A 22,677-nucleotide genomic window follows, 5' to 3' on the forward strand; every position below is an offset into this window, starting at 1 on the left:
GCGTGAAGTATTACCTTGCAGGTCATCGCGGCATGGTTGGCGGCGCCATCCTGCGCCAGTTGCGGGGGCGGGGGGCGGAGGTCATCACCCGCACCCATGCAGAGCTGGACCTGACCGACCAGGCGGCGGTGCGCGACTTCATGCGGGCCGAGCGTCCGGATTGCGTGATCCTCGCCGCGGCGCGGGTCGGTGGCATCCACGCCAACGACACGTATCCTGCGGATTTCATTTACGAGAACCTGATGATTGAGGCGAACGTGATCCATCAGGCGTTTGATGCAGGTGTCACGCGCCTGCTGCAACTCGGATCGTCCTGCATCTATCCGCGCGAGGCGGCGCAGCCTATGGCCGAGCATGCGCTGCTGACCGGCCCGCTTGAGCGCACGAATGAGCCTTACGCCATCGCCAAGATTGCGGGGATCAAGCTGTGCGAAAGCTACAACCGCCAGCACGGCGCCGATTACCGGTCCGTCATGCCGACGAACCTTTACGGCCCCGGCGACAACTTTCACCCGGAAAACAGCCATGTCCTGCCGGCGCTGATGCGCCGTTTTCACGAGGCGGTGCAGGACGGGCGGGACAGTGTGACCATATGGGGCACCGGAGCGCCCCGGCGCGAATTCCTGCATGTGGACGATATGGCTCGCGCATCGCTGTTCGTGCTGGACCTCGATCCCGCAACCTACCGCGCCCATACCGATCCGATGCAAAGCCATATCAACGTGGGTTTTGGGCAGGACGTCACCATCGCCGAACTGGCCGCGATGATCGCCGAGGTGACGGGGTTTGACGGAGAGATCGCGTTTGATACCTCGAAACCCGACGGCACGATGCGCAAGCTGATGGACAACAGCCGCCTGTCGGATATGGGCTGGAACGCCTCCATCGGTTTGAAAGAGGGGATTGCCGACACCTATCGGTGGTTTCTCGAACATGCCGGGGAGGTCCGCCGTTGACGCGGCTTTGAACTGCGCCGAATACTGATCCAAAGCGCTCTGATCTTCGCCCGCCTTTGCGGTGCGATCCAGTGAAAGGGATGGTTGATGCTCTGGCTCCATATCGGGATGCCGAAGACCGGCACGACGGCGTTGCAGGGTTACCTGCACGGCAATGCCGGGTTCCTTCAAGATCAAGGGATCCGTTATATGGTGTCGGGCCGGGATCGCGGCACAGGCAAAGCGCGGCTGATCTGTCACAATACAATGGCCGTCAGCATGAGCCGCGGCTGGCGCGACGCGCCCGACCCTGACGCCTTTGCCGAGGAATACACCGCCCACGGGTCGGGCCATTGCGTATTGTCGAGCGAGATGTTTTTCGGCCGCGACCTTGCGCCGATGCAGGACCGCTACCTTGCCCGGATCGACGCGCCTGTGCGCATCATCCTCTACATCCGCCGCTTCGATGACTTCATCGAGGCCGATTACAAGCAGCGCGCGAAGAACGGGATGCAGACCGGCGGGGTCGATGCCTTCGTCGCGGCCCGCCTGTCACTGATCGAAAGCGATCCGGATTACATGAACCTCGGCACCATGTTCGACCGGCTCCGCGAACAGGTGCCGGGGGCGCAGATTCACCCGCGTCTTTACCTGCGGGATGAAATGGTGGGCCAGAACGTGATCCCGGATTTCCTGTCGGTGATGGGCGTCGCGCCCGGCGATGTGACCCTGCCCAAGGTCGCGGCGAACCAGTCCCTGTCCCGGTTGGCGAGCGAGGCGTTGGGCCTATTCGACGAACGCGGCGCGGGGTTCGACAAGAAAGCCCGGCGCAGGCTGGGACGGGCACTGCAACAAAGCAATGACCCAAGGCTGTTCGCACGCGGCGACGTGCTGACCCCGGCGGAACGCGAAGCGGTCAACGAAACGCTGGAAACGCGCAACGCGGCCATGCGGAAGGCGTTCTTTCCCGATCGGGACCGGCTGTTTCCGAAACGGGACGCGGACCCTGACACGCCGACCCGCGGTCATCCGGGTGAGGTGATGGAGTTTCAATACGCGGTCCGCAAGCTTCACAAGCTGGTAAAGCAGCAGCAGGGATAGCGACCCGTCAGACGCTTCTCCGCATGATCCGGTCGCGCTGGTTGCGGTAGCGTTGTTGGTTGGGCGCGATTTCGGCAGCCCGTTCCAGCGCCGCCGTCGCGGCGGCATGATCCCCGGTCTTGCGGCAAAGGTCCGCGAGGTGGGCGTGGAGTTCGGCCGTGCTATCGTCCATCGCGGCGGCCTGTTCGAACATCGTGCGCGCGGCGGTGGCCTGCCCCGCCTGTTCATGGATCACCCCGGTCAGGAAATGCCAGAAGGCATGATCCGGCGCGTTCGACATGCAGATCTTCATCTGGCCGAGGGACGCGTCATGATCGCCCCGTAGCATCAGGATTTCGGCCTGCCGCTTGCGGACAAGCGGATCGTCGGGAGCATTCTCAAGCGCTTCGGTATTGCGGGCCAGCGCGATGCCAAGCCTGCCCATCCGCGCCTCAAGCATCGCGCAAAAGCTGAACGGTCCCGCACCGGGGGCATAGCTTTGGTGGGCTTTCAGGCGATCCCGCAGGGCTTTCAGGTCATGCTTTGTTTCAAGCAGCCGCCGGGTCTTGCCATCCTGCGCGAACCACGGCCATTCAATCGCGATGGTCGACAGATCAAGCGCCCGCCGTTTCAGGATCTTGTTCTGCTGCAGGACGATGTTGTGCAACTGATACCGGATCGGCAGGATCATCGCCGTGTCGCGGTCAAAAGGCAGAACTGCGCCGGGCCGCAAACGCTGTCGCCGGATCATGAAAGACCCAACAACGGCCACGTCGGGCAGCATCGGTTTCTGCCAGAACGCCCGCAGGAACGATTGCTGTGCCTGCGACGGCTTGCCAAGCGCGCCGAGGATATGGGCGCGGATCGCAAGGGCTGATATATAGTTTTCCTGCCACTGGTTCGGGTCATCAATCGCGATGTCGACAAGGCGCAACGCCTCATCCCATTTGCTAAGGTAGATGCCGTTCGCGGCCTGCAAAAGCGGCAGAAAGGCGTTGTCGGCCCCGGCGTCCAGAATGTTTTGGCCAATCTCCCAAGCCTCGGCGTCGCGGTCGGTTTCCTGCAAGCGACGGGCGACTTTCACGAAGATATGCGCAGCCTCGCTTGGGGTGATGAATTGCGACACGCCCTTTCCAAACCGATCGGTGACGGTGTTGTAGGCGACATCGCGTTCCTCAAGCGTCATGACCTCGTGGAAACACTTGCGTTCCTGCCCGCTTAGCCGGGCCGCGGCGCGGCTGAAGGCGCTGATCGGCGGCGCGATGATCTGTGATGCGCGGGACATCGCGAACAGTTCCAGAAAATCGCGCTGCACCGGCTTGGTTTGGTCCAGATCGACCAGATCGGTGATGCTGCGCACCTGCGGATGCGCGGCAGTGAACCGGGCGATGCTTTCAGGCTGATCGGAAAAGACCAACGCCCCGGCGTCCGCGTTCTTTTCCAGATAGGCGGAATAAAGTTCATCCGGTTCGATCTTGGCGGGCCACTCCTTATGCTTCCACGGGTCTTCGTTCAGAATGTCACCGCGCCGGATGTGATAGGCAATGACGCGCCCGCCGCCTGCTGACATCACCGCGTCGATCTGTTTGATATGATCCTGAACCGCCGGGTTGAACCCGATCCGAGAGATGAAGCCCCGAAAGCGTTTTTGGAGGTCATCCACGTCTTCCCACGGGAAGGCGACGATTTCAAAACCCTCGTCCAGCAGGACGTGGCCGCCGTCTGTCAAATGCGTTTTCAGACGGTCCGGGGTTTCGTCGGTCAGGAAGGTCCAGATCGGTTTGGTGATGCTGTCGAGCTTTTCAAATTCCGCATTATCAATGAAGTGCCGATTGATGAACGCCTGATCGAACAGGTCCGATGGCGTGTCGAGTTTCGGCGCCGCCGCCCCGCGCGGAAACCAGTTGATGCGAAAGTCTGCGTCATAGTCTTCAGCCAGCCGGATGCAGTTCAGCATCATCAACAAACGCGCGCCGAGTTGGTCCTTTCTCAGACCGATAAACGATCCACGTCCGTGGCCAATGCGCGGCGTCATAAATCAACCTTTTCTAAGCACCTGAAACCTAATACATTCGCCCGGATAATCACAAGCGCTCCCGTCGTCGGGCAGTCGCGGAGGAGTCGACGAGTTCATGCCAGCGGGTCCAAAACTGTTGCTGAGCGCCTTCGTGGCCGATCCGACGTCGTCCTTTCTGGAATGGTTGGCCTATCACCGGGCCATCGGGGCAACCGATACGGTGATTTTCATTGATCGCAGGAAGGCGGGGAAACAACCGCTTTTCGATGCGCTTGCGGCGGCTGGCGCGGTGACGCTGGTGCCGGTCGCGATTGACCCCGACTTGAAGGAAGAAATCCACAACTCCGCCATTCGCGCGGGCCGCGCAGAGGCAGCTGAAAAGGGGGGCTTTGGCCTCTACCTCGGGGCGGACGAGTATTTCTGCATCCACGGTCGCGCCCGCAGCGTGCAATCGCTGATGCGGTCCAGCGGCGGTGCGGATGTTCTGTCGGCCCCGGTGCGGGTTGCAGGGAGCGATCCGCAGGCGGAGCATCGACCGGGCACGTTTCTGCAAGACGGGCGCCCCGTCGCTCCGGTGGTCACAGGAGCCGCATTGCGTAGCGTCGCGCGGCTTGGCCTGTTTCCCTCGCGTAGCGTCCACGGCCCGACTGGCCCCGCGCAGGGCAAGGCCAAGATGAAGTGGGTCGATGGCGATGGCGTGGCGATCACAGCCCCCCCCAGCCTCGTCGCGGTTATGGTGGGCGATGAGCCACCCGGCAGTAACAAGGCGTCGATCCTGAAAATCCCCGCCCCGACGGTTGAGACATTCCTGCTCCGCCAACAGGCGCTGCCGCCGAAGCAGCATCCGGCGGTTGAGGTGCAGATCGAAAGGCTAAAGGGCTTCTGCGCGATTGAGGGGGAGCATCCGGGGCTGGAAGCGTGGCGCGATGCGACCGTGGCAGAGATCGAGGCGCTGATGGCCCTGCCCGGCGTTGCCGGCGCACAAGATGCCCTGTGCGCCGAGGAGACTGCCGCCCGCGACAGCCTGCGCGATACGTCAGCGGAGTTTCAGACGGTGGTCGCCGCCTGCAAGGGCGAGGCTCCGCCGCAACCCGCCCCCGCCATCGCCGAACCCGACCCCCGACCCGAGGGTGGCGCGGTCCTGCCGCCGTGGTTCGCCGAAATCCATACCGGCGGCGACAGCGAAGGGTTCTACACCCGCCTCAAGCACCATGCGGTCGTCTGTATCCGCCGCGATCCGGGGCGGCTTGTGGTGACTTTCGATAACCTCTCGAACGTCAATGACCTCTCGGCGGATCGCGAACCGTGGGCCTATAAATTCGTGCGCGACAACGGCTTTTCGCACCTGTCCGTCATGGCGCGGCGCAAGGACTGGTATCGCGACCCGCAGCTTATCGACTATCTGCAAAAGCTGTCCGCCGACGGGTTCTTTGCCGAATTTGACAGGGTCATCCTGACCGGCACCTCGATGGGCGGGTTCGCCGCGCTTGCCTTCGCGTCCTTGTCGCCCGGGGCGACGGTCATCAGCTTCAACCCCCAGACCACGCTGGAAGAGGCGATCGTGCCCTGGGAAAAACGCTTTGGCATGGGGCGTGCCCGAAACTGGTCGCTGCCCCATAGCGACTGCGCGTTTGAGATTGCCGAGGTCGAAAAGGCGTTTGTGCTGTATGACCCGTTCTTTGAACCCGACCGCCGTCATATAGAGCGGCTGGAAGGCGACAACCTGATCCTTCTCAAGACATGGTGTTCGGGGCATTTCTCGCCCGTGTTCCTGCGCCGAGCGGGGCTGTTGAAACCGCTGATGCAGCACGTGTTCGACGACACACTGACGGCTGAGGTGTTTTACGACATGATCCGCGCCCGCCGCCTTTTGCCGTGGTATCGCAAGTCGCTGATCGCGAACCTCGAAGAACGCGGGCATGACAAGCTTGCCGCCCGTGTCACACCCGCTTTTCGCAAGTTGAAACGGCAGGCAGCGGAATGACCAAACACCAAGCCACCCTCGCAGCGTTGCCTGTCCCCGCCCTTGGCGGCAGTCATGTCATCATGACGACGATGAAGAACGAGGGGCCGTTCCTGCTGGAATGGATCGCGCATAACCTGACCATCGGTTTCACTGGGTTCGTGGTGTTCACCAACGATTGCGATGACGGCACCGATTTGATGGCCGACCGGCTGGAGGAGCTTGGCTATTGCAGCCACCGGCCCAATGATGTGTCCGACGGATCGCCCCCGCAGCACAAGGCGCTGCGCCGTGCCACAGCGCATCCGTGGGTGAAAGAGGCTGAGTGGCTGATGTGCCTTGACGTCGACGAATTCATCAACCTGCGGGGCGGGCTGATGACGCTCTCCCAGTTCATCGACTCGATTGGCGATTGCGACGCGGTGTCGTTCGTCTGGAAACTGTTCGGCTGCGGCGGGGTTGAGGATTACGCCGACGCGATGGTGATGGATCAATTCACGCTGGCGGATGCGGAAAACGACCCGGCGAATGGTCGCGCGACCGGGTTCAAGACAATGTTCCGCAACAATGGCCTGTTCCGGCGCTACAACCCGCATCGGCCAAAGGGTGTTCCGGACGGGCGAGAGGGTGACGTGCGCTGGTCTGACTGCGGCGGCAACCTGCGCCCGATGGAGCAGGTCAGCTGGCGCGGCTGGCCGGGCTTCAGCCACCAATACGCGCGGCTGCATCACTATTCGGTGCGGTCGCTCGACAGTTTCCTTGTTAAGCGGGACCGAGGCCGCACCAACCACATCGCCCGCGAACAGACGGAACATTACTGGTCTGACATGAATGTGAACCGAACGACGGATGACTCGATAACCCCGCACGCCGACCGCGCCCGCCCGCTGCTGGAGGCGCTAAAGGCCGATCCGGTGCTGGGCGCGCTGCATGAACACGCCTGCGACTGGCACCGCGCCAAGATCGCGGAGCTGAAAAAGCGCGACGGCTGGGATGAATTCTATAACTGGCTGCGCGCCAACAAGATCGAAACGACGGATGCGGTTGAACAGAAAGATTACTGACCGAAGCGCTTGACCGGGCGTCGTTAAACGAGGCACAGGACACGAACCGCACCGCTTTCATCCGAAGGATTTACGCATGACCGCTGCAACGGCTGTTCGCCCGAAAAAACGGCACCGCGATCAGATGATCTCTGACGGGGGGGCGATTGGTGCGGTTGCGCGGCTGTCACGGTTTTCCGAGCGTAACGGCGCGGTGCTGGATGTCGGGGTCAATCGCGGCACGGTCGCGTTGTATCTGTGTCGTCTGTTTTGCGATCTGCCTATCCATCTGATTGAGCCGATCCCCGCGCAGGCCGACTATGTGCGTGAACGCTTCGCCCGCTTTCCGACGGTGCGCGTGCATCAGATGGCCTTGTCGGACCAGAACGGCAAAACTGATTTTTATTTGGCCGATCACGTTGGCAGCTCGTCCCTGTTTACGAATACCGGGGAGGAAGCCGCGCAGAACTCAGGCCATTCCACGGCTGAGACATTTCGCGTCGATGTTGAGCGGCTGGATGATTGGTGTGCGGCGCATAAGGTCGATCATATTTCGTGCATGAAGATCGACGCGCAGGGCAGCGAATATAACATCCTGAAAGGCGCCGAGGGAATGCTGTCGCGAGACGGGATCGACATCATCATGCTCGAATGGTTCGCCGTGCCACATTACGACGGGGTGCCGCTGCTTGAGGATATCCTGATCCTGATGCGCAGCCACGGCTACGGGTTATACGATATCTTCCCGTCCCGGCGGCTAAGCAATGGGCAGTTGCGCTTTGGCGATGCGGTTCTGATATCCGATACATTCCGCAAGACCCGCCTGCCAGCCGCCAAGGGCACCTAGGATTCCGAAGGAGACGGGCGAACATATGTCACGCTTTATCATCGTCACACCGATGAAGAACGAAGGGCCGTTCATCCTTGAGTGGGTGGCGCATAATTTGGCCATCGGGGTCGACGACATGGCCATTTTTTCAAACGATTGCACCGACGGGTCGGACGCGCTGCTTGATCGGTTGGACAAGATGGGCAAGCTGCGCCATTTCGACATCACGGCGGGGGGCAAGCCGAACCCACAGCGCCGCGCCTATCGCGGGTTCATGAAGATGGATATCGCGGGGGATGACGATTGGATCATCCCGATTGACGCCGACGAATACATCAACGTCAAAACCGGGGATCATAGCTTGCAGGCGCTGACCGATGCTGTGCCAGATGCCCGAACACTGTCGATGACTTGGCGACTGTTCGGCAATGCGGGCGTCGAAAGCTACGGCCCCGGATTCATCACCGACCAGTTCCGCAGGGCCGCCCCCGACATGATGCGCCGCCCGCCGCAGGCGTGGGGTCTGAAAACCATGTTCCAGCGCGCGCTTTGGGGGCATATCGGGGTGCATCGGCCCAAGCGCCCAACGGTCGACAGCTTTGCCGAAACCCATTGGTATAACGGGTCAGGCCAGCCGATGCCGGACCGGTATATGACGGGCAGTTGGCGGTCGGGGCCGGATTCGGTTGGATATGACCTTGTGCAGCTTAACCACTACGCCCTGAAATCCTGTGAATCCTATCTGGTGAAAAAAGCACGGGGGCGGGCGCATCACGGCGGAGACTCCCTTGGCCTCGATTATTGGCAAAAGATGAACCACAACCAGATTGAGGATCGCAGCATCGACGCGATCCGCCCGCGCAAGGCCGCGATCTATCGTGGGCTTCTGGCCGACGATGAGTTGAGCACTCTGCATGAGGCGTGCTGCGAAAACCACCGCAAGCTGATCGCCGATTTGCGCCAGCGCCCGGATTTCAGTTCGCTGATGGAGTGTCTGGCGCCCGAAACGAGCGGCCAAGCAACCTAGAACGGGTTTGAAAACGCGCCGATGATCCGGGTAAGATCGTCGCGGGGCAGGGCGGTTTTCGTCAGCTCAAACTTTGCCATACGGCCCCGCACCTCAACCGGCTCAATGAAATGCTCCACCCGCCGATAGCGTGGCCGGTCGGCGTAATCGTCAAACAGCACGACGGTTTTCTTGGTGCTGCGCAGCATCACCGCATAAAAACACGCCTCGCGAAACCGCCCGTCGATCAGCACCGTATCAGGCGCTTTAAAGTCGGGATGATCCCAGATGCCAAGCGGGTATTCGTGATATTTGCGATAGCTATCATTATTTACTGGCCGACCCCATTTGCCGGTCTTGCCGATCGACGAATGATGCAACAGCACCGGGGACGCGCCATTGGCTTGATCGAGATAAGCCTGCAAACGCCGCGCCCAGCGACGGTCGCTTTCAACGGAATAGATCGTTTTCCCGGGCATTTCCGAGGCGAGGACCGTCGACCCGCCGCTGCCATATTCAAGGATGACCTTCGACGCCTCATAGGTTTCACGCACCCAATCGCCCACCTCTTTCGAAAACGTCAGTTCTGGCCGGTCCATCGTCACATCCTTCTAGGCTGAGGTCGGATGACCAGCATCACCCACCCAGCGTTTTGGCAAGGTTAACGCAGGTTTTCGCGGGTTATGTCGCCGATCCAGCGGGTGCGGCAACGGATCAGCCGGGCGCAGCCCCGATGCGCGGTCGCGGCGCAACAGTGTGGCCTCAACGACGCGGGGGATGTTCTCCCCATCAATCTCAACGGTGCCGGATACGTTATTGGGGTGCAGATGGACCGTCACGAAATCCTCGCGCAGATTTTCGATGGTGGCGAGGGCGCGGGCGGAGAACCGGGGTTTGGTCAGGATCGACGGCAGGTGGTGCCATTCGATCACGATCATCCTGAATCGTTTCAGCAGCTCACGCGGCGCGGCGGCGAGTGTCGCGTATTCCGCGCCCTCAATATCCATCTGCAACAGCAGGTCGGCGCTTGGGTCCGGGTCCGTCGCGGCGACCCAAGAGGCGAGCGTCATAAACTCCCCCTCATCCTTGTCGCCCAGAAATTTTGGCACGAACTGCGCCCCCGGCACCTCCAGCGGCGGATTCTTGACCGAGGCGTCGGCCATGAAGGACGGGATACCATGCTTGGCCATATCCATCTCAAAGCTCGCCTGCCGCGACACGCCAGGCGAATAACACGCCGCGATACCGCGCAGATCATCCGGCACGAGATAGCCGCCATCACCGAAATCTCCGATACGAATCAACGGTGTATCGGTCGCATGAGGGCGCATGAAATCGTCGATCATCGAAGCATTCTGGTTTGATCGGAGCGCTGGACGTTTAGCGGTCATGGCGAGCTTTCGGGTTTGGACAGGCGATTGCGGTCATCCGACTGCCGGAGGTCTACCACGTGGCACAGTCCGCTCAAACACTATCAATTTCGACCGCGGGCCAAGTCGTTGCCCATTGTTGAAAAAATGCGCCAGTCTCCGTGGGTTTGAACTGAAGCACGTCAGCGGAGCGGCGCCTTCAACCGGCGTCTGACAGGAACTCTGCCACCGGGATCGGGCTATAAAGCAGGTCAGGAATTTCAGCGGTCAGGATGCTAGCGCACTCCTCGGTCGTTCGGGCGATGCTGGCCATCTGTTGTCGCCAACCGGCGTTCCACCCCCCGACGTTGCAATACGGTTCGTCCGGGTAGATATCGCAGACCGCATCGTAAAGACGCCACGCGCGCAGCATCGGGCAAAGCGCCTTATCGCGCAGCGCGTCCTTTTCAGCCTCGGACAGCGTGTCGACATGCTGTTCGCGAATGCCGACCAGATACATCTGGTAGAGGTAATTCTGATACGCCCGAAGATCGCCGATGCTGTAATTGGAATAGTAGATTGCGTTTATATAATACGGGCGAAGGCGGTCCATGTCCCAGAAGTGAGTTTCGTGCGCCGCGACACGCGCGCCAGCGCTCCAGATATCTCGGCGTGCGGCACCGTTGATCAGCATCTGTTCCCAGTGTTCGCGAATTTCCTGGATCAGGCGGGGCGGGATAACCGTCGCGAACTGATGACGCCATTCGAACGCGGCGATCAGTTCTTTTCGCACCGCGATGCTTTCGGGATTGTCGCGCAGCCGCCCCCGCGCAATCGCACCAAGGGATGCGGTCGCCTCGGCCTCATAATCGGTATTTTGGAACGTGTAGCTTATGCGTTCGTAGCCCCGCTTGTATTCAGCGAAGTGCATCGTCGGGGACAGCGTCGCGCGATGGAGGCGCAGCGCCTCATCCTCTGCCTCGGGGCGGCCGCTCCAGTCGCTTAGGTAAAGGTCGAACAGAACGGAATCAGACAGGTTGTCCTTGCGCTCCTCTGCGTATTCGACTGCCATTTCTCGCAAACGACCGCGCAGATCGTTCGAGATGACAACGTCAATAAAACAAAGCGTTTCATCGTAGTCAGGGATTTTCGCAACCCCGATCTGGCAAATTCGAAAAAGCTCCGCCGCGCTGCCGCCCCATCCACGCAGCGTGACGCTAAGGCCAAGATCAAAGCTGTGCCAATTCGGCATGATGCGCATCGATTCCGCGACGGCTTCGGACACCGGGCGGCGATCGACATGCGTCATACGCAGCAAGATCTGGGCATCGCGGGCGGGCAGGAATTCGGGGTCAGCCCGCAGGGCGCGCGTGGTTTGTCGATAGGCCTTCATTAACGAGTCGTGATACCCATCAAGGGCTTCTGGTGAGGTGCGTGCGTTGTCGAAATTCCCGCGCTTTTGATAGGCCTCGTAATAGTGCATCCACGTCAATGCAGTCGCGGCGTAGGGCGACCTTGGGTAAGCGATGGTCCAGGCCTCGGTATTCTCGCGCCGCTCCGTGTGGGCCGCCACGAAAAGCGTCGCGTAGACGTTGCGCATGTCCGTATAGTCACGCTCAGCCAATGCGGTTTTGTGCCCTTCGGCAAACAACGCCTCAAGCCGGTCAAAGTCGCGGGTTTCGATGCTGTCGCGCACCGTATCGACGTTGAATTCCGCCCAGGCAGGCAGGGCGCTGAACAGGAAGGCTACGACAAACAGAATACGCATTAATTTTCCCAGAGCGGCGGTGTATTTCTTGAAACTTACGGACAAGTGTGGCGAAAAAATGTTAACGCGCTGAGGTTGAGTATAAATTTCCCCTGCAGGTCGTCACCCAAGCCCGTGCTGCCTGCCCTGTGGATTTATCGCATCCCGCCCCACTGCCGATTGCCCCTGTCGAACGCGACGCGGGAGATGGCCGATTTCCTTGACCACAGCGAAGGCGACGCGGTGTTCACAGCCGAACGCACGACCTGGCTGAACGGTGAGAATATCACCCACGCCCGCCTATACTTCGCGCGGGGCTACAAGATGACGACGAGGCTTTAGGCGGACGAGCGGTGGTGCAGAAAACCGGGTGGTTTCCGCGCATCCGAATTGCCCGCATCACGATAAGTCAGCCCTACTGCAATATCTTTACAATTGTGCGATTCGGCGGTTGTTGGTATAATTTTTTACAATCCTAAGCTGTAGTTTTTCACCTTTTTTCCGACCCTCGGTCGTATATGCCATTGGCAATTCAACTTATTTTCCGGGCGGCATGCTGTTGAAAAACTCTCATTTCAGGGAGCTGCCACATGACCGTCAATCCTACTTTTCCGGGTGTCTACATAGAAGAGATTCCCTCCGGCGTCCGCACGATCCGGGGGGTGGCGACTTCGATTGCCGCCTTCATCGGCACTTTTCAGCGCGGCCTGCATAATGAAGCGGTCCGGGTGCTTAGTCCGTCGGACTTTGAACGCGAATATGGCGGGCTCGACCGCCATAGCGAGGCGTCATATGCCGTGCAGCAGTTCTTTCTGAACGGCGGTGGCGAGGCATGGATCATCCGGGTCGGGCATGACGGCAGCGGTGGTGACACGGCCATCGCGGCGGCGTCGGAGGATTACCCGACCGCAATCGCAGGCCCGGTTCTGTTGAACGTTGTCGCTGGTCGTACGATCCGAGGCGAGCCCGCTGAGAACCCGGGCGCGTGGGGGAATAATCTGCGGCTTGAGGTGACTTATAACAGCGGTGCACCAAACACGACCTTCAACCTTTCCGTCAAGGAAATCCGCGAGGATGGTGATCGGACAACCGTCGTGCAGGAAGAGGTCTTCCGCAACCTGACGATGGAGCCGAACGTCGCCAACAACGCGCTTGAGGTGGTGAACGAAGGATCGCGGCTGGTGCAGATCGCGGTTGATGCAGGGTTCGCCGGTCCGGTCGATGACAACGACATGCCCCATACGACGGGCACGCTTGGCGGCGCGCTGGCCGCGGCGGTGCCGGCGATCGGTGCGGCGGTGCTGAATGTCTCAATCTCAACGACTAGCACCATCGGGGCGATCCCGATTGACTTTACCGGAGCCGGAACGCCCGCGAGCTTTCCGGCCTTCGCCGCCGTGTTCCAGGAACGCTTGCGGGCAGCGGCGCAGAACCCCGCGGTTTCCGTGGCGGAGCGTCCGTATCTCTCCGGCGCGATTGTTACCCTTCTTGGCGATGGCTCCGTCGGAAACCCCCGCCGGTTCCACGTGCGGGCCGGGCAGGGCGGGCGCCCTTTCGCGCCGGATGCGGTCATCACATTCGGCGGCGCCGATAATGGCGATTTCGGCATGGCCGCCGCGATTCACGAGGCCCCACAGCAGATCGCGCTGACGGGGGGTGATGACGGCGATGTCGTTGACGCGGCGGGTGCTTACCTCGTGCCCGAAGCGGTGTTCAGTGGCAATCCGGCGGCTCGCACAGGGCTTTACGCGCTTGAGGATGTGGATCTGTTCAACATTCTTTGTATCCCCGACGCGCCGCGCCTTGGGGCAGACAGTTCGCTCGCGCTATACAGCGAGGCGCTGACCTACGTCACCGACCGCCGCGCCATGATGATTGTCGATATTCCCGAGGACGTGACCCGGATCGACCAGATGGAAACATGGCTGACCGAGAACGCGACACTGCGGGCGCCAAACTCTGCCGTCTATTTCCCGCGCACGTTCAACGCCGATCCGTTGAACCAGAACAGGCCGCGATCCTTCGCGACCTCTGGCACCAACGCGGGGCTTTGGGCGCGGACCGATGCGCAGCGCAATGTGGCGAAAGCCCCGGCAGGCACGGATGCGCGGTTGCGGGGGGTCCAAGACCTCGTCTATTCGATGACCGATGCGGAAAACGGCGTGCTGAACCCGCTCGGCGCGAATTGTTTGCGCACGTTCCCGATTTACGGCCCGGTCTGCTGGGGTGCGCGGACGCTGGACGGTGCGGACCAGATCGCGTCGGAGTGGAAATACATCCCCGTTCGCCGCACCGCGCTGTTCATCGAGGAAAGCGCGTTTCGCGGTTCGCAGTGGGTGGTGTTTGAGCCAAACGATGAACCGCTTTGGGCGCAGATACGCCTGAACCTTGGCGCGTTCATGCACGATCTGTTCCGGCAGGGCATGTTCCAAGGGGCCAAGCCTGACGATGCCTATTTCGTCAAATGCGACAAGGAAACGACGACCCAAACCGATATTGACAACGGTATTGTCAATATCGAGCTTGGCTTCGCTCCGCTGAAGCCCGCGGAATTCGTCATCATCAAAATACAGCAGATCGCCCGTCGGGCCGATAGCTGAGAGGAGGTCTGCTCATGGCACAATTCGTCGTTAACCCCCGCCGCTTCGATCCTTACAAGGATTTCCGCTTCAAGCTGAAATGGGATGGCCGCTACGTCGCCGGGATCAGTAAGGCGTCGGCGCTTAGCCGCACAACCGAGGTGGTCACGCACCGCGAAGGCGGCGATCCGTCGACCGACCGAAAATCGCCGGGCCGCACCAGCTACGAAGCGGTGACGCTGGAACGCGGCGTGACGCATGACCTTGATTTCGAACAATGGGCGAACAAGGTCTGGAACCTTCAGGGCGGCGACGGGGCGCAGGTATCGCTCGCTGATTTCCGCAAGGACGTGATCCTCGACCTGTTCAACGAGGCGGGGCAAATCGTGATTTCCTACCAGCTTTTCCGTTGCTGGGTGTCGGAGTATCAGGCCATGCCCGATCTCGACGCGAATTCGAACGCCGTGGCGATCCAGACGCTGAAGCTGGAAAACGAGGGCTGGCTGCGCGACCCGGCGGTGGTCGAGCCGACCGAGCCAAGCTTCGATGTCCCGGCCTGAGGCCAGCGCGACACGCGGACAGGCGATCACGCTTTCCCTCGCGCCGATTGACGGCGAACGCGTGACAGCGACCGTGCAGCCCTTGACCGGAGCCGACGAGCTACGGCTGGCAGAGCGGCGAACCGGCGGCGCGACGTCCCCGGTTGAGTTGGAGACGCTGATCCTTGACACCGAAGCGGTGACGCTGTCCGTGGCTGGCCATGCCGACGACCTGCTGATCGGCGACCGGAACCGCATCATCCTCGCGGTCCTTTGCACAAGCTACGGCGCGCCTCGGGAATTCCTGTTGCGCTGTCCCGATTGCGGGGAAACGCAGGAATTGCCGTTCGACCCCTTGACGGTTCTGGGGGCAAGGCCGACCGGCCCGGCGGGGGAGGTGTTCGCGGTCGCCGCCGAGGGCCATGACATGACAATGCGCTTGCCAATCGGGGCCGACCTGGTTGCGATCAGGGGGGCCGAGGATGGCGGCAAGGCGCTGCTTGCCCGCTGCGCCCCGTCCGTGCCCGCCACGGAGGCGGGTCTTGCGGCGGTCGAAGCCGAAATCGCGGCGCGGGATGGCTGCGCCGAAATCGTCTTTTCCTCCACCTGCATCGAATGCGGCGCGGATGTCGGCGGCCTGCTTGATCCGCTGATGCTGTTGCTTGGCGAAATGGATCGCCTTGGCGGCGTGCTGGCCGAAATCGACTGCATCGCCCGCGCCTATCATTGGAGCGAGGCGGAATTGCTGGCGCTGCCCGCCTATCGCCGCCGGCTTTACCTGCGGGCCATCGAAGACGCGGCGCAGGATGCGGAACGGCGGAGGGCGTCATGACCGGCCTGCTGTCGAGACTCGCGGCAAGAGGGGCAGGGCGGTCGATCGCTGGCGGCCCCGCGCGGCTTGCCCCACCCGCCCGTCCGCGATTTGCGATGCCGGAAGCGGGCGAGGGGCTAGAGTTTGATGAGACGGTCGAGCGTCCACCGGCTGACAGGACGGACTGGGCGACAGCACAGAGGGAACCGCCGAGGGAAAAGCAGCCTTCGGTGACAGGTAGCGGGACGCGAACTGATGGACGGCAGCGTCCGCGCGGCATAGATGCGGTTTCGCAGTCAAAAAAGGCCGCGCCCACCGACCTGCCGAGCACGCTGCCAATGGCCGACGGTGGTGTGGCGAGACCTGAAGCGCATGAAAGTTCAGAACCGACAGCTCCACCGCAAGTAGACGACACGAACCAACCGACGATAGCCGCTCAGCCGGACGCCCACGACCCCACCTCACCTAGTACACGGAACCAACAGCCAGACCTCGTGCCGCAGCGCGGCCTGTTGCCGCCCATCGCCAATGAACAGATCGCCTCGGCACCTGCCGACCTCTCCGCGCTCGAAACGGTCGAGCACATGATCGAAACCGAAATCACCCCGTCACCAACGGATGGTTTCGCGCCTGAAACCTCCTCGCCTCCGGCACTCCCCGGCACTCCCTCCAATGCGTTTCCTGACCACACCCTACCCGATCCACCCGCCCCGAGCCTGTCGATTGGCAGGATTGATGTCATCTTTGAATCCCCGGATCCTCCTCCAGCCCCGCGTCAGCGCCCGTCGCCAGAGCGCACGCGCGGGTTCGAAGGGTATTCCAGTATCCGCCTTGGGCGGCGGCGGTAGGGGCGTGGGATGGCAGATCATACCGCCATTGCCGCTGTTTCGCGCACCCTTCGGACGCTGTTGCAGGACCGCATGGTCACCGGGGCTGCTGTCACCGTTGCGCCGCCGGACCTGACGATCACCGGGTTCGATGGCGCGCGGGTCAACCTCTATCTGATCCAAGTGCTTGAAAATGCGGCGCTCAAAAATGACGATGGCCCGCTGCGGGGTCATCCCGGCAGCTATGGCAAGCCGCCGCTATCGCTGAACCTGCGTTATATGCTGACGAGCTATTCCGACAGCGAAATCCAAACGGAATCCGACATCACGGCGCAGGAAATCCTCGGCGATGCGATGCGGGTGCTGCATATGTTTGGCAATCGGATCGACGGGCTGACGCTGATCAACCTTGCGCCACCGGCGCTGAACGAACCGGTGCTTGACGCGGCGCTGCAGCAGGAATTCGAGCGGCTGAAGATCACGCTGCATCCCGTCACGCTGGAAGACGTTACGAAAGTCTGGTCGGCGCTGTCCGAGGAGAACTTCCGCCGCTCCGTCGTTTACGAAGTCACCGTCGTGCAGATCGAGGACACCGAACCGCCCCGCGTCGCACCGCCGGTCGAGGAACGCCGCATCTTTGTTTCGATTGCCCGCCGTCCGACGATTGAACGGGTGTTTCTGACCCCGCCGCCCGGTGCGCCCGAGTCCGAGATGCGCGTCGCAGTGGGGGAGGAGATTACGATCATCGCCGAAAATACCTCTGCCGACCGGCTGTTCGTACAGTTCGGGCGGCTACCGCCGATGCGCGTCCCGCCAAGCTCTGACGGGCGCATTCGCGTCGTAGTGCCGGATGATGTGCTTCAGATCGATTTCGATCCCGTGACGAACCAGCCCATCGCGCCCGGCGACCAACTTCAGCCCGGCACGCTGCAGATCCGCCTGATTGGCGAGGTTGATACCGAAGGCGTCGCAGGCGCGGACGGGCCAGGCACTCGGATCGAGGAACCCCGGCGCTTTCATTCAAATACCGCGTTGATGCAGCTTGTTCCGCAGGTCACGGGCGTTGCGCCCGCGGCGGGCGACGCCAGCACCATCCTGCAGGTGACGGGCACGCGGCTGTGGCATCCCGGCGCAGAGGAAGCACAGGTCGTCGTCGGAGATTCCGCCATCAATATCCGCGCGACCAGCCCCGCCGACCCCGGCACATGGGCCGACCCGACGCCGACCGTCGTCGAAATCCCGATGTCCGAAGTGACGCTTGCCACGCTTGCCGCTGCCGACCCGCCTTACCCCGTTGCCGTGGTTGTCGATGGCGCGCGTTGCCGTGCCTCCGGCCTTGGCTTTCACTTGGATCCTTAAGCGATGACCATGCCCTCTGCCAATATCCTGCTTACGGACGCGCCACCGACGCGGCGCGCGTTCGTTCATGCGGTGTTGGGGTGGGTCAGGGCCGCGCTGACGGCGGAGGGCGCGGTCGAGATGCGCGCGCGGCTGGAGGCGGTGCGCGTTGGATCGCCGCTGGATCACCTGTCGCGCACCTTCGCGCTGACCCCGGCCGATGAGGATATTCTGCTGTTCGCGCTGGCGCACCGGATTGACGGTGGGACTGCGCCGCTATGTGCGGAGGTCGCGGGTGATCCCCGGCAGGGCTACGTCACGGCGCATCTTCTGACCCGCGCGGTCGGGGGGGATGATCCGGCGTTCGCGGCGGCACTGTTTGACCGTCTGACGCCCGATGCGCCCCTACGCCACCGGGCGCTGGTCGAGATGCGAGAGGCGCACGCGCTATCCGCAATCGGTCTGACCGAAGACATCGCGCTGCGCCTTGTCGGCGCGGGGCAGGCGGCGCCGCCACGGGGATGCTTCCCCTTGCCCGACGCGCCGCCGCTTGAACGGTTTGAGGGGATCGCCGAAACCCTCGCCCAGCAGCTTTCGGGCGGCGTCGCGCTGCTTGGCCCGTCGGGCTGCGGCCGCCGCGCGCTTGCGTCTGCGATAGCAGAGCGCGCAGGACTGGGCGCGGTTATGCTGGACCGGGCGACATTGCCGGAAAGCGCCACCGCCCGCGAACCGCTGCTTCGCGCCATCGCGCGGGATGCGCGGCTTGATGGCATCGCCGTGGTGATCGACGCGGACCCCGATGACCAAACCCGCCAATTCGCCGCAGCCGAGGAAACCACCATCGCCGCGCGCGCGGGTGCCGAGGGGCGGGGGTTTGCCGCCGAGGTCAGGCGCATCTTTGGCGGCAACGTGATCCTGTTGGCGAAAGAGCCGACGGGCCTGCCGCCGGGGTTGTTGCGCGAACGGCTGATCCCCCTCACGATTGCGGAGCGCGAGGCGCTGTGGCACGCCGCCCTCGGCCCCCGCTTCCACGCCGCTGAGGCGGCAGAGGTCGCCCGCCACTTTCCGCTCGGCCCGAGTGAGATCGCGGATGTCGCCGGTAGCCTGTCGGACACCGACCCACCCGGCACGCTTTGGCACCTGTGCCGCGGCCGTGGCGGGCAGGGGCTTGAGGCGCTGGCGACCCGGATCGTGCCCCGTTACGGCTGGGACGATCTGATCTTACCGGGCGCGATCCTTGACGATTTGCACGCGATTGCCGCCCAGTTGCGGCATCGGATGACCGTCTATGACGCTTGGGGGTTTGGCAAGCGTCTGTCGGCAGGGCAGGGTGTCACCGCGCTGTTTGCCGGGCCGTCGGGTGTGGGTAAAACCATGGCGGCAGAGGTGATCGCCAGCGAGCTCAACCTTGATCTTTACAAGGTCGATCTGTCACGGCTCGTCTCGAAATATATCGGCGAAACCGAAAAGAACCTGCGCCGGGTGTTCGATGCGGCCGAGGATACCGGCGCCTGCCTGTTTCTGGACGAGGCCGACGCCTGTCTTGGCAAACGGTCCGAAGTCAAAGACAGCCACGACCGCCATGCCAATATCGAGGTGAGTTACCTGCTGCAACGGATGGAGAGCTATTCAGGCCTGTGCCTGCTGGCGACGAACCTGAAAAACAATCTCGACGCCGCGTTCCTGCGCCGCCTGCGTTTTGTCATCGACATCCCGTTCCCCGATCAGGGCGACCGGCTGCGGATCTGGCAGGGCGCGTTCCCGCCGGGGACGCCGACGAAGGCGCTGGATTTCACCGCGCTATCCCGGCTCGATATCAGCGGCGGGTCAATCATGGTAATCGCGGTCAACGCCGCGTTTCTGGCAGCGGCCGAAGGTGGCTCGGTCACGATGAACTGCATCGCCCGCGCCGCGCGGGGCGAGTTCCGCAAGCACGACCGCACCTTCCGCGCCACATGGAAAGAGGGGCCGTGATGCAACGTCGACCCAAGCCCGAGGCACTGCGCCGCGCCGTCCGGGCGGCGGTAGAGGCCGCAGCCGCCGATCTGCCACCCGGTGCTCCGACTCATATCGACCGCCTGACCCTGCGCATGCCATCAAGCGCTGGATCAAAAGATGTGGCCCGCGCCCTCGGCGGCGCGATCCGTGCCCAAACCCGAACCGGTGGGGGGGGCGGGACATGAGCTGCACTGCCTTGACCTGCCAACGATCCCGCGCCGCCCCGCGCATCGCATCGCCGGAGTCGGACACCGAACGCGAAGCGACCAAGATCGCGGACGAAGTTATCTCGGGCAGCCCCGTCACCGCACCGTCTGCGTCCGGCGGCTCTGGCGTCATTCACCGAGAATGCGCCGCCTGCGCCTCTGGCGGGCCAAAATGCGCGGATTGTGCCGAAGACGATGTGCTGCACCGCGACCACACCGGGCCTTCACCGACCTCCGGCGCTGCCGCGCAGACAGCCGCCAGCGCCCTGTCCGGCGGTGGCACACCTATGCCCCAAACCATGCGATCCTATTTTGAACCGCGCTTTGGCGCGGATCTGTCCGGCGTGCGTCTTCATACCAGCGGGCAGGCCGCCACCGCCGCCCGTGGCATCAACGCGCGGGCCTATGCGATGGGCCAAAACATCGGCTTTGCCCCCGGAGCGTACGCGCCCGAAACCGGCAAGGGCCGCAAACTGTTGGCGCATGAGATCACGCATACCTTGCAAGGCGACGGGCAGTTGCACCGGCAGGAGGATGATGAGGAGGAAGAGGCTGCGCCGACACCATCCCCGCCCTCCGCCCGGGTCGATACTTTTGAAGACGATTCCGGCGGTGGTGAAACCACTTTCGAGGAGCGCGTAGAAAACGCACCGACAGTGGTCGGCGACCACATTCAGGGCACGGTCAGACGGCTGGAACATGCACCGGCCAACGGTGATACGCCAGCCGAAACTTTCCCCGCCCACACCGCTTTCGTCGATTTTGACGGCGGGAATTGCAAGATCATTCTGCCCTACCGCTTCGCGTTTGAGCTTGCGGAAAACGACCCGCGCGGCACCAATTGTCAGGGCGATCCGGTGGATCAGGGTGGCATAGATCTGAACGAGATCGGACAACAATATGTCGATGCCATCAACGCCGAGATGAACGACCAGTTCAAAATTCGGTTGAGCGGGTGCGAGCATGACTGCGCGGATCAGGACATTCCGATCGAGGTCCGCGCCTCGGTTGCCGAAAATGATGATGTGCCTGACAGGACAATCACTGTCGTCTCGCGCGGCGGTCGTGGGAATTCTAGAACGCTGTGCGCGGGTGATTTTGATCTGGGCTTTCCGGTGCACGAGGCCGGTCATCAGATACTGGGGCGCGGCGACGAATATCGAGAGGACAGTGCCTCGACCATTGCGCGCAAACCGCATACCGGGCGGAACGAACGGGTGCGCGACAACTATGGCTGGCTGGGCGAACGCCACAACTTTGGCCGTTTCGCGGTGTTCCATGAACGCGATTTCCGCCATGTCCAAACCTTTATGCGCGCCGCGATGCCGGATTGCGATGCGGAACTGGTGGGCGTGCCACAGATCAACATCAGCGTTCGCATTTTTGGCGTTGGGGGTCTGGGAACCATCGGTGGATCGTACGGAGTGCAGGGCGGCGGTGGTATCGATCTTGGCATTCCGCTGACCCGCGGGCGCGAGTGGCTGCTTCTGGTCGGAGCGCAGGCGGATTACCTGCGACAGCTTGAGGGGGATGAGCGCGAATTCGTGCTGGCGGGGATGCGACTAGGGCTGGAATATTCGCTTCAGGGCACCGACGTCAGCGGGCGGTTCTTCGGCGGCACCCGGTTTGGCGTATCGCGAGAGCTTGAAAGCCAGCGTGTGACTTTCGGCGATGAACCAGCGCCGACCTTCGGACCGCGAACCAGTGCGTTCGGCGAAGGCGAGATTGGTGCGGGAATTCTTGTGCCCGGCGGGGGCAGTGGCGCATTCACCGCTGATCTTCGGCTGCGGGGTGGCGGCGAAATATCAACAAATCCCGACGCGATCCGCTGGATCAACGTCGGCGTTTCACTCGGCGCGCGGTTCTAGGATGACCACCGCAGCCGCTCAAACCGCGACCCCAGCCTCGCCGGTCAGCATCGCCGCCCCCGATAGCGTTGAGGAGCGCGAGGCCGACCGCATCGCGGACGCCGTTTTGCGCGGCTCCGATTTCTCCCCCGCCGGGCCGCCGACCGGCCCTCCGGCCATCCACCGCCAATGCGCGTCCTGCGCGGCAGGCGGCCCGCCTTGTGCCGATTGTGCTGAGAAGGCCGAAACCCTGATGCTGAAACGCAGCGACGCCGGGCCAACCCCGGTGGCCGGCGCTGGCACAGCGGCCGCGGTCGTTTCCAGCGGAGGCCGCCCGTTGCCCCACGCGACCCGAAGCTATTTCGAACCCCGCTTCGGAACCGACCTGTCAAACGTCCGCATCTACACCGACCCCACCGCCGGAGCCGCCGCGAAAAGCATCAATGCGCGCGCCTACGCGCTAGGGGATCACATCGCATTTGGGAAGGGGGCGTTTGCGCCGGAGACCGCGGGTGGCAAACGGCTGATCGCGCATGAACTGGCGCATGTGGTGAGCGAGCATG

20 protein-coding genes and 1 pseudogene are annotated in these 22,677 nt (G+C 62.5%); 16 read left to right on the forward strand and 5 right to left on the reverse strand.

Annotation, left to right across the window (positions count from 1 at the left end; all coding sequences use genetic code 11):
• The first annotated feature begins 2 nt into the window (after positions 1–2).
• Both fcl and ACEWPJ_RS14945 read left to right on the forward strand, forming a co-directional pair.
• Positions 3–956, forward strand: a complete 954-nt coding sequence (fcl, locus tag ACEWPJ_RS14940; protein WP_416513915.1) for a GDP-L-fucose synthase — start codon at positions 3–5, stop codon at positions 954–956.
• An 87-nt stretch (positions 957–1,043) separates the two neighbouring features.
• A complete protein-coding gene (locus ACEWPJ_RS14945) occupies positions 1,044–2,036 on the forward strand; it encodes a hypothetical protein (protein ID WP_416513916.1) in 993 nt (330 codons plus the stop codon).
• Positions 2,037–2,043: 7 nt separating this feature from the next.
• Here the strand turns inward: ACEWPJ_RS14945 and ACEWPJ_RS14950 are convergent, their stop codons facing one another.
• Positions 2,044–4,050, reverse strand: coding sequence for a tetratricopeptide repeat protein (locus ACEWPJ_RS14950; RefSeq protein ID WP_416513917.1), 2,007 nt, complete (start codon positions 4,048–4,050; stop codon positions 2,044–2,046).
• A gap of 97 nt (positions 4,051–4,147) precedes the next feature.
• Here ACEWPJ_RS14950 and ACEWPJ_RS14955 point away from each other — a divergent pair, with 97 nt between their 5' ends.
• From ACEWPJ_RS14955 to ACEWPJ_RS14970, 4 genes are all read left to right on the forward strand, one after another.
• Positions 4,148–6,016 (forward strand): hypothetical protein, encoded by a 1,869-nt coding sequence (locus ACEWPJ_RS14955; protein WP_416513918.1) that lies wholly within the window; start codon positions 4,148–4,150, stop codon positions 6,014–6,016.
• Positions 6,013–7,059: a glycosyltransferase family 2 protein gene (locus ACEWPJ_RS14960; RefSeq protein WP_416513919.1), complete on the forward strand. Its 1,047-nt coding sequence runs from the start codon at positions 6,013–6,015 to the stop codon at positions 7,057–7,059. Before ACEWPJ_RS14955 ends, ACEWPJ_RS14960 begins: the two co-directional genes overlap by 4 nt.
• Before the next feature lie 76 nt (positions 7,060–7,135).
• Positions 7,136–7,885: an FkbM family methyltransferase gene (locus ACEWPJ_RS14965; RefSeq protein ID WP_416513920.1), complete on the forward strand. Its 750-nt coding sequence runs from the start codon at positions 7,136–7,138 to the stop codon at positions 7,883–7,885.
• Positions 7,886–7,910: 25 nt separating this feature from the next.
• On the forward strand, positions 7,911–8,894 hold the full coding sequence (locus tag ACEWPJ_RS14970) for a glycosyltransferase family 2 protein (protein ID WP_416513921.1): 984 nt from the start codon (positions 7,911–7,913) through the stop codon (positions 8,892–8,894).
• Here the strand turns inward: ACEWPJ_RS14970 and ACEWPJ_RS14975 are convergent.
• The 3 genes from ACEWPJ_RS14975 to ACEWPJ_RS14985 form a co-directional block, all read right to left on the reverse strand.
• Positions 8,891–9,472, reverse strand: a complete 582-nt coding sequence (locus ACEWPJ_RS14975) for a hypothetical protein (protein ID WP_416513922.1) — start codon at positions 9,470–9,472, stop codon at positions 8,891–8,893. The genes ACEWPJ_RS14970 and ACEWPJ_RS14975 overlap by 4 nt on opposite strands.
• 12 nt (positions 9,473–9,484) lie before the next feature.
• The gene (locus ACEWPJ_RS14980) at positions 9,485–10,264 is read right to left on the reverse strand and encodes an FkbM family methyltransferase (RefSeq protein WP_416513923.1); all 780 of its coding nucleotides are present in this window, start codon (positions 10,262–10,264) and stop codon (positions 9,485–9,487) included.
• A gap of 178 nt (positions 10,265–10,442) precedes the next feature.
• On the reverse strand, positions 10,443–11,990 hold the full coding sequence (locus ACEWPJ_RS14985) for a hypothetical protein (RefSeq protein WP_416513924.1): 1,548 nt from the start codon (positions 11,988–11,990) through the stop codon (positions 10,443–10,445).
• Positions 11,991–12,176: 186 nt separating this feature from the next.
• Here ACEWPJ_RS14985 and ACEWPJ_RS14990 point away from each other — a divergent pair, with 186 nt between their 5' ends.
• The 9 genes from ACEWPJ_RS14990 (at position 12,177) to ACEWPJ_RS15030 (ending at position 22,135) form a co-directional block, all read left to right on the forward strand.
• Positions 12,177–12,311, forward strand: coding sequence for a hypothetical protein (locus ACEWPJ_RS14990; protein ID WP_416513925.1), 135 nt, complete (start codon positions 12,177–12,179; stop codon positions 12,309–12,311).
• Positions 12,312–12,559: 248 nt separating this feature from the next.
• Complete coding sequence (locus ACEWPJ_RS14995; RefSeq protein WP_416513926.1) at positions 12,560–14,569, forward strand: phage tail sheath family protein; 2,010 nt, start codon at positions 12,560–12,562, stop codon at positions 14,567–14,569.
• 14 nt (positions 14,570–14,583) lie between these two features.
• Positions 14,584–15,108 carry a phage tail protein gene (locus ACEWPJ_RS15000; RefSeq protein ID WP_416513927.1) on the forward strand — a complete coding sequence of 175 codons (525 nt, stop codon included), beginning with the start codon at positions 14,584–14,586 and terminating at the stop codon, positions 15,106–15,108.
• Positions 15,095–15,919 (forward strand): hypothetical protein, encoded by an 825-nt coding sequence (locus ACEWPJ_RS15005; RefSeq protein ID WP_416513928.1) that lies wholly within the window; start codon positions 15,095–15,097, stop codon positions 15,917–15,919. Before ACEWPJ_RS15000 ends, ACEWPJ_RS15005 begins: the two co-directional genes overlap by 14 nt.
• On the forward strand, positions 15,916–16,746 hold the full coding sequence (locus ACEWPJ_RS15010; RefSeq protein WP_416513929.1) for a hypothetical protein: 831 nt from the start codon (positions 15,916–15,918) through the stop codon (positions 16,744–16,746). The genes ACEWPJ_RS15005 and ACEWPJ_RS15010 overlap by 4 nt, the downstream gene beginning before the upstream one ends.
• Before the next feature lie 9 nt (positions 16,747–16,755).
• Entirely contained in the window at positions 16,756–18,084 is a 1,329-nt protein-coding gene (locus tag ACEWPJ_RS15015) for a DUF4255 domain-containing protein (protein ID WP_416513930.1), read from the forward strand.
• Between the two features lie 3 nt (positions 18,085–18,087).
• A complete protein-coding gene (locus ACEWPJ_RS15020) occupies positions 18,088–20,037 on the forward strand; it encodes an AAA family ATPase (protein WP_416513931.1) in 1,950 nt (649 codons plus the stop codon).
• Positions 20,037–20,246, forward strand: a complete 210-nt coding sequence (locus tag ACEWPJ_RS15025) for a hypothetical protein (RefSeq protein ID WP_416513932.1) — start codon at positions 20,037–20,039, stop codon at positions 20,244–20,246. Before ACEWPJ_RS15020 ends, ACEWPJ_RS15025 begins: the two co-directional genes overlap by 1 nt.
• Complete coding sequence (locus ACEWPJ_RS15030) at positions 20,243–22,135, forward strand: DUF4157 domain-containing protein (RefSeq protein WP_416513933.1); 1,893 nt, start codon at positions 20,243–20,245, stop codon at positions 22,133–22,135. Before ACEWPJ_RS15025 ends, ACEWPJ_RS15030 begins: the two co-directional genes overlap by 4 nt.
• 18 nt (positions 22,136–22,153) lie before the next feature.
• On the opposite strand, the gene ACEWPJ_RS15035 is transcribed toward ACEWPJ_RS15030, so the two are convergent.
• Positions 22,154–22,417, reverse strand: a complete 264-nt coding sequence (locus ACEWPJ_RS15035; protein ID WP_416514038.1) for a hypothetical protein — start codon at positions 22,415–22,417, stop codon at positions 22,154–22,156.
• Between ACEWPJ_RS15035 and ACEWPJ_RS15040 the strand changes: the two are divergent.
• Positions 22,368–22,667 (forward strand): annotated as a pseudogene (locus ACEWPJ_RS15040) (DUF4157 domain-containing protein); the annotation flags it as partial. The gene ACEWPJ_RS15035 and the pseudogene ACEWPJ_RS15040 overlap by 50 nt on opposite strands.
• Positions 22,668–22,677 lie beyond the last annotated feature (10 nt).

Source organism: Aliiroseovarius sp. YM-037, from assembly GCF_048060095.1.
Taxonomy (GTDB): Bacteria; Pseudomonadota; Alphaproteobacteria; order Rhodobacterales; family Rhodobacteraceae; genus JBLUOA01.